This window comes from Xenorhabdus sp. PB61.4, from assembly GCF_963894935.1.
GTDB lineage: Bacteria > Pseudomonadota > Gammaproteobacteria > Enterobacterales > Enterobacteriaceae > Xenorhabdus > Xenorhabdus stockiae.
In genome coordinates this window covers 1-5,186 of record NZ_CAWQJR010000072.1, presented here as the reverse complement: position 1 = coordinate 5,186, position 5,186 = coordinate 1, and the positions used below count along the sequence as shown (strand labels likewise).

General features: G+C 40.8%; 3 protein-coding genes and 1 pseudogene. All 4 read left to right on the top strand.

Annotated elements, in window-relative coordinates:
* Positions 1 to 125 precede the first annotated feature (125 nt).
* A pseudogene (locus AACX68_RS05195) lies at positions 126 to 752 on the top strand (autotransporter outer membrane beta-barrel domain-containing protein); the annotation flags it as partial.
* 193 nt (positions 753 to 945) lie between these two features.
* Complete coding sequence (locus tag AACX68_RS05190; protein ID WP_228860757.1) at positions 946 to 2,427, top strand: trypsin-like serine peptidase; 1,482 nt, start codon at positions 946 to 948, stop codon at positions 2,425 to 2,427.
* A gap of 193 nt (positions 2,428 to 2,620) precedes the next feature.
* Positions 2,621 to 3,826, top strand: a complete 1,206-nt coding sequence (locus AACX68_RS05185) for an MFS transporter (RefSeq protein ID WP_228860756.1) — start codon at positions 2,621 to 2,623, stop codon at positions 3,824 to 3,826.
* A 5-nt stretch (positions 3,827 to 3,831) separates the two neighbouring features.
* Positions 3,832 to 4,656: a class I SAM-dependent methyltransferase gene (locus tag AACX68_RS05180; protein WP_339389284.1), complete on the top strand. Its 825-nt coding sequence runs from the start codon at positions 3,832 to 3,834 to the stop codon at positions 4,654 to 4,656.
* Positions 4,657 to 5,186 lie beyond the last annotated feature (530 nt).

Here is a 5,186-nt window from a genome sequence, read left to right as displayed (position 1 = left end):
TGTCTTTATATGCCAGTACTCTCTTTCGAAAATCCAGACTGTAGCCCATCGCACTTTATCCTTTGTCATATGAATCCAGCTATTATGTCATATTAATATGATTCTGCTATACTTCCGCAGGCAGTGATAACGTCCATCTGGCATTTTATGGCAGCAAACAACTGGATGCTCTGGCCTTGCGTACCGGCGTAGCTTATAGCTGGCATCGGTTTGATACCGAGCGTTCAGTGGCCTTCGGTCGTCAATCTGACAATCTGAAAGCCAAATACGGTGCACAAACCGGGCAGTTATTTGCGGAAGCCGCTTACGGGGTCAACCCGGACTGGCTGAATCTGGAGCCTTTCGTCAACCTGTCCCATGTTAATTTCCGCAATGATGGCATCAATGAACAAGGGGGTGCTGCTGCCCTGACCGGTAAAAAACAATCGAAGAATGCTACCCTCTCGACATTAGGTTTACGTGTGAACCAGAACTGGCAGACGCAGGATCAACTGACGGTCGGCATGTATGGCGAATTAGGCTGGCAACATCAGTTCGGTAATGTCGCACGCGACAGTCAATTGAGTTTCAGCAACAGTGATGTGTCATTTACGGTCAACAGCGTCTCCGCTGCGCGTGATGCGGCAGTCATTAAAGCCGGCACGTCCATGAGTATTAATGAAAATACTCAATTGTCAGTGGGATATAACGGCATATTATCAAGCAGCCATAAGGACAACGGTGTGTTCTTTAATGCTAATTGGAAATTCTAGTCAGTAAAAATTACTATAAATCAACAAACTCACTGGTGGCACTAGCTGGCAGTGAGTTTTTCTTTTATTTCTTATTTATTTCTCATTTGCCGGGTTTGTATATGCAAGGACACAAAACAGTTAAATAGAACTTATTAATGTTAATCCTGATAATAACCTCCGAGTCATCGACATAACCTAAAGGAGGAAAATTATGACTTATCGTAAAGCTCTATTGGCTAGTTTAATTTCTATCGCAACATGCTCAAATGCTTTGGCTAATGAAGCACCACTAATGAAATCCACTGATCCTGGTGCTGATAAATTCAAAACCGTCGGTAAATTTATGGGTGGTTCACATTGTACCGCAACCCTGATTGCTGGCGAAAATACACCGGCTAAAGATACACCAGCACTAATCGTAACAGCTGGTCACTGTGTTGAAAATAGCAGCAATACAAATGAGGTCATTGTTGATCAACCAGCATCTGAATACTGGGAGTTTACACCAGATTACTTCATTGATAAAAAAGACAGCCTCTCACCAATAAAGGTTGACCGTATTTTATATTCAACCATGAAATATGAAGATATCGCTGTCTTACAATTGAAAGCAACTTATGGTGATTTGGCTCAAAAAGGCTATCATCCACTGAAGCTGAAGAAAAATCTTGCGATGGAACATCAGCCTATCGTGTTAACTCACATTCCTGTCAATAATGTTGACTATGATTCCACTTATCTCAGGAAATCTGAATGTGATATTACCGGAAAAGCGCCTGTACTCTATGAAAGCTCAATTCCATGGCTGTGGTCCCCGGTTTTCTCTGTTAACTGTGCGGGTGTCGTTGGCGGAACGTCTGGTTCCCCTGTTTTTGAAAAAGGCAAAACAGATGTTATCGGTATTCTAAACACGACTACCGAGCCGGGAATGAATGGTTGCGGAAGTGGCAGACCGTGTACGATTGAAGATAATAAAGGTGTTTCGGCAGAAGGTGCCAGCTATTTTATTCCTGTAGACTCTATTGCTAATGCAATAACCAAAGATAATAAACTGGATCTGTCTAAACTTGAAAATAATAGCGGTAATTTCTTAGAAAGAAGCCAGTTTTGGTCACCTTGGGTTACTCAAAGTGTTGTTGATGGCGAGAAAGCTAAATGGGATGTGGTCATTAAAGAAGATGCTGATGTCAAAAATATCCGCTATAAAGTCGGATTAATCAGTGAAATTGACTGTAAAGATGCAAGCGGATATGGCGCTCCAGTTTCGGCCAGCCAGAAGCCACTGGAAAACCTGCAGGTACCTGAAGGCGAAGGTATCTATAAGCTCTGTGCTATTCATCAGAATAATTCTGGTAAGTGGCAGAACGCAAAAGATGCATCTGTGATGTTGCGGGAAATTGATAATACTCCACCAACTACTAAGCCAACTATTCGTTATGATGACCATGGAACTGACAATTGGTTTGTAACGATTGAAGCTCTGCCATATGAACTTTCAGGGCTGACACAAGTAAAATACGGTCCTAAAGCAACCACGGACTGTGAAGATAAATCAGGTTATGCTCCTTTATGGAGACCTGTCAATCTGACTAAATCTGAAGCACCATGGCGTGTTTGTGCATTCAGCCACGATGTAGCAAAAAATGAAAGTCCGATTAGCGTACTTGATCTTGAAGCAGCCTCTGCTAAATAAGTAATAATCACCAACCTCACTGCCGGCAATCGCTGGCAGTGAATCTGAACTAACTCACCTGAATATCTGTATTACTCAAACTCTCCCCCTATTCATCCGTATTTATTTTTCAATACGAAACACATTAGCTTAAAACTTCACCATCTGTTGACCTCCCCCTACACAATCTATTTTTTACTAAGGAGACTTAAATATGTCACCACGTATTGCATCGCCTGTCGCTTCGCCCTTTATTTTGCTGATATTTTCGTGTGCTGTATTTTTCATCGGTACGACAGAGTTTATGTTAGCTCCTATACTCCAACCATTAGCTGAGGCATTTAACACAACAACTGATAAAGCTGCCTGGTTGGTATCTGGTTATGCTTTCTCTTATTCGCTTATGGCCCCCGTTTTTGGCTGGTTGTCAGATAGGATAAACCGGCCTAAATTGCTGCTGGCATCTTTATTATTTCTTTCACTGGATGGGCTGCTATTAACTATAGCGCCCAATTTAGTAGTTGCTATTGGGCTGCGCATCTTTGGGGGTATCGCAGCGGCTGCATTGATTCCAACTATTTTTGCTTTGATTGCAGAGATCTTTCCTCCTCACAGGCAAGCTTCAGCAATGGGGATCGTTATGCTCGGTATGACTATGGGAATTGTTACTGGCCCTGTCTTTGCCGGTATTTTAACTGAGAAGTTAAATTGGCAGATGCCATTTTTGATAAGTGGGACAGGATGTTTTTTGCTCTGCATTTTAAGCCAAAAACAAGTATTACACCTAAAGTACAATTCACACCAACCTTCAGAAAAAGAAAAAATAAAACTCCCGTTGATAAAGTTTCAATGGATATCTCAGGGCGACTTAATCCGCCCTCTTATTGCAAAAGGACTTTGGAATGGAACGGCAGTATCTGCTTTTATCTTATCTGGAGAAGTTTTGCGGCGTTATTATGAGCTAGCAACAGACACGATTGGTATATCTGTATCCGTATTTGGTATCGGACTTGGCATTGGCAATTTATCCATAACTTTTGTGAAGCGTAGAGGTATTCGGGATGAATACATACTACTGTTGACAATAACCTTACTTTTCGTGGCTTGTGCGGTATTTATGCTAATTCCATTATCCCTGCTTTTCAGCCTGAGTTGTCTAATGTTATGGGGTTATGCGCAAGGAATTGCAGCCCCTGTTAGTACCTCTATTCTGGCAAATCGGGCCAAACAGAATAAAGGCCAGATATTAGCAGTATCAGAAAGCTTCAATAACCTGACAATTTTATTCTTACTCCCTATCGCGACTGTACAGTTAACTCAACATAGTATTGTCGCTACGATGATCACTCTGGGAAGCTGTCTGATCGCGGGAATTGGTCTGACATTAAAAGATTTTTTAGTGACACCGTCACTTAATTGAGGCCGATGTTTGAAATTCATTTAGTAAATCCATTAATGAAGGAAACTCAAATGGCAATTGATTTTAATGCAAAAGAGAACCGGCATACTTATCTTGGACGCGATGCACAACAGGAATGGTACGATATAATTCATAGTTTGACTGAGCCTAAAGGTAAAGATATCGCAGATATTGGCTGTGGCGGAGGGATTTACTCTCGGGCATGGGCTAATCTGGGAGCAAAGAGCATCACTTGTGTTGATTTTTCAGATCAAATGCTGGCTGATGCGGCTGAGAATACTCAGGAGTTGAAAAATATCACCCTCAAAAAAGGAAATGCTCTCCATACCGGCCTTCCCGCAAACAGTCAGGATATTATATTCGAGCGTGCACTTATTCATCATATTAGCGAAGAAGACAGAGTAATTTGTTTTGCCGAAGCCAATCGTTTATTGCGATCAGGGGGTATATATATCTTACAGGATCGAACTGTTCAGGATGTTAACCTGCCCGGCTCACCTGAACACATTCGTGGTTATATTTTTGATGTTTACCCGCACTTACGTGATTTTGAAAACCAACGGAGACCTGATACCCATAATGTGATTAATGGATTTAAGGAAGTCGGATTCAGGCATGTAAACACACTTTCTTTTTTAGAAAAACGCGCTACGTATAATAATTTTTCACAATTAGCGGATGATTTTCGATTACGAAAAGGACGTTCTATTTTGCACGAACTGAGTGATAAAGAAATAGCTTACCTTGTTGATTATATAGAGAACACCCTTCCCTCTTTAACCAATATTGTTGAAAATGATTATTGGACTATTTGGACTGGTATTAAATAAATAACATATATATGTCACCAAAAACTCAGTCTCGACTTTATCAATTAAACGATTTCGTCACTATTCAAAAAGATAAAACGAGACTGAGGTGAGTTTTATTCATAACTGAAAACCAGAATCAGGGCCTATGTGGTACCAAAAACTCAATAATAGTGTTTTTATTATTATAATGATTAAAAATCAATATATTAAGTTATGAAAAAGTAAGGCTTTAATAGTGAAAAAGCAGGATATTTCAGCGACATAACAAATCTATCGAACTATCTCTAACTGACAAAGGATATATACACAATGGATTTCAAGGTGCATCGCGGCAGCAAGGGAGAGAACCCTCAGGAGCATAGATAACTATGTGACTGGGGTGAGTGAGCGCAGCCAACAAAGAGGCAACTTGAAAGACGAAGTGTATAGCTCTTCGCGACCCTGTTTCTAAATTTGTGTAATTGCCTGTTTTTGATATGTTTAATTTATCAACTAAAACAGGTGAAAAGATGGACGAGAAACAGTTACAAGCCCTGGCTACTGAGCTG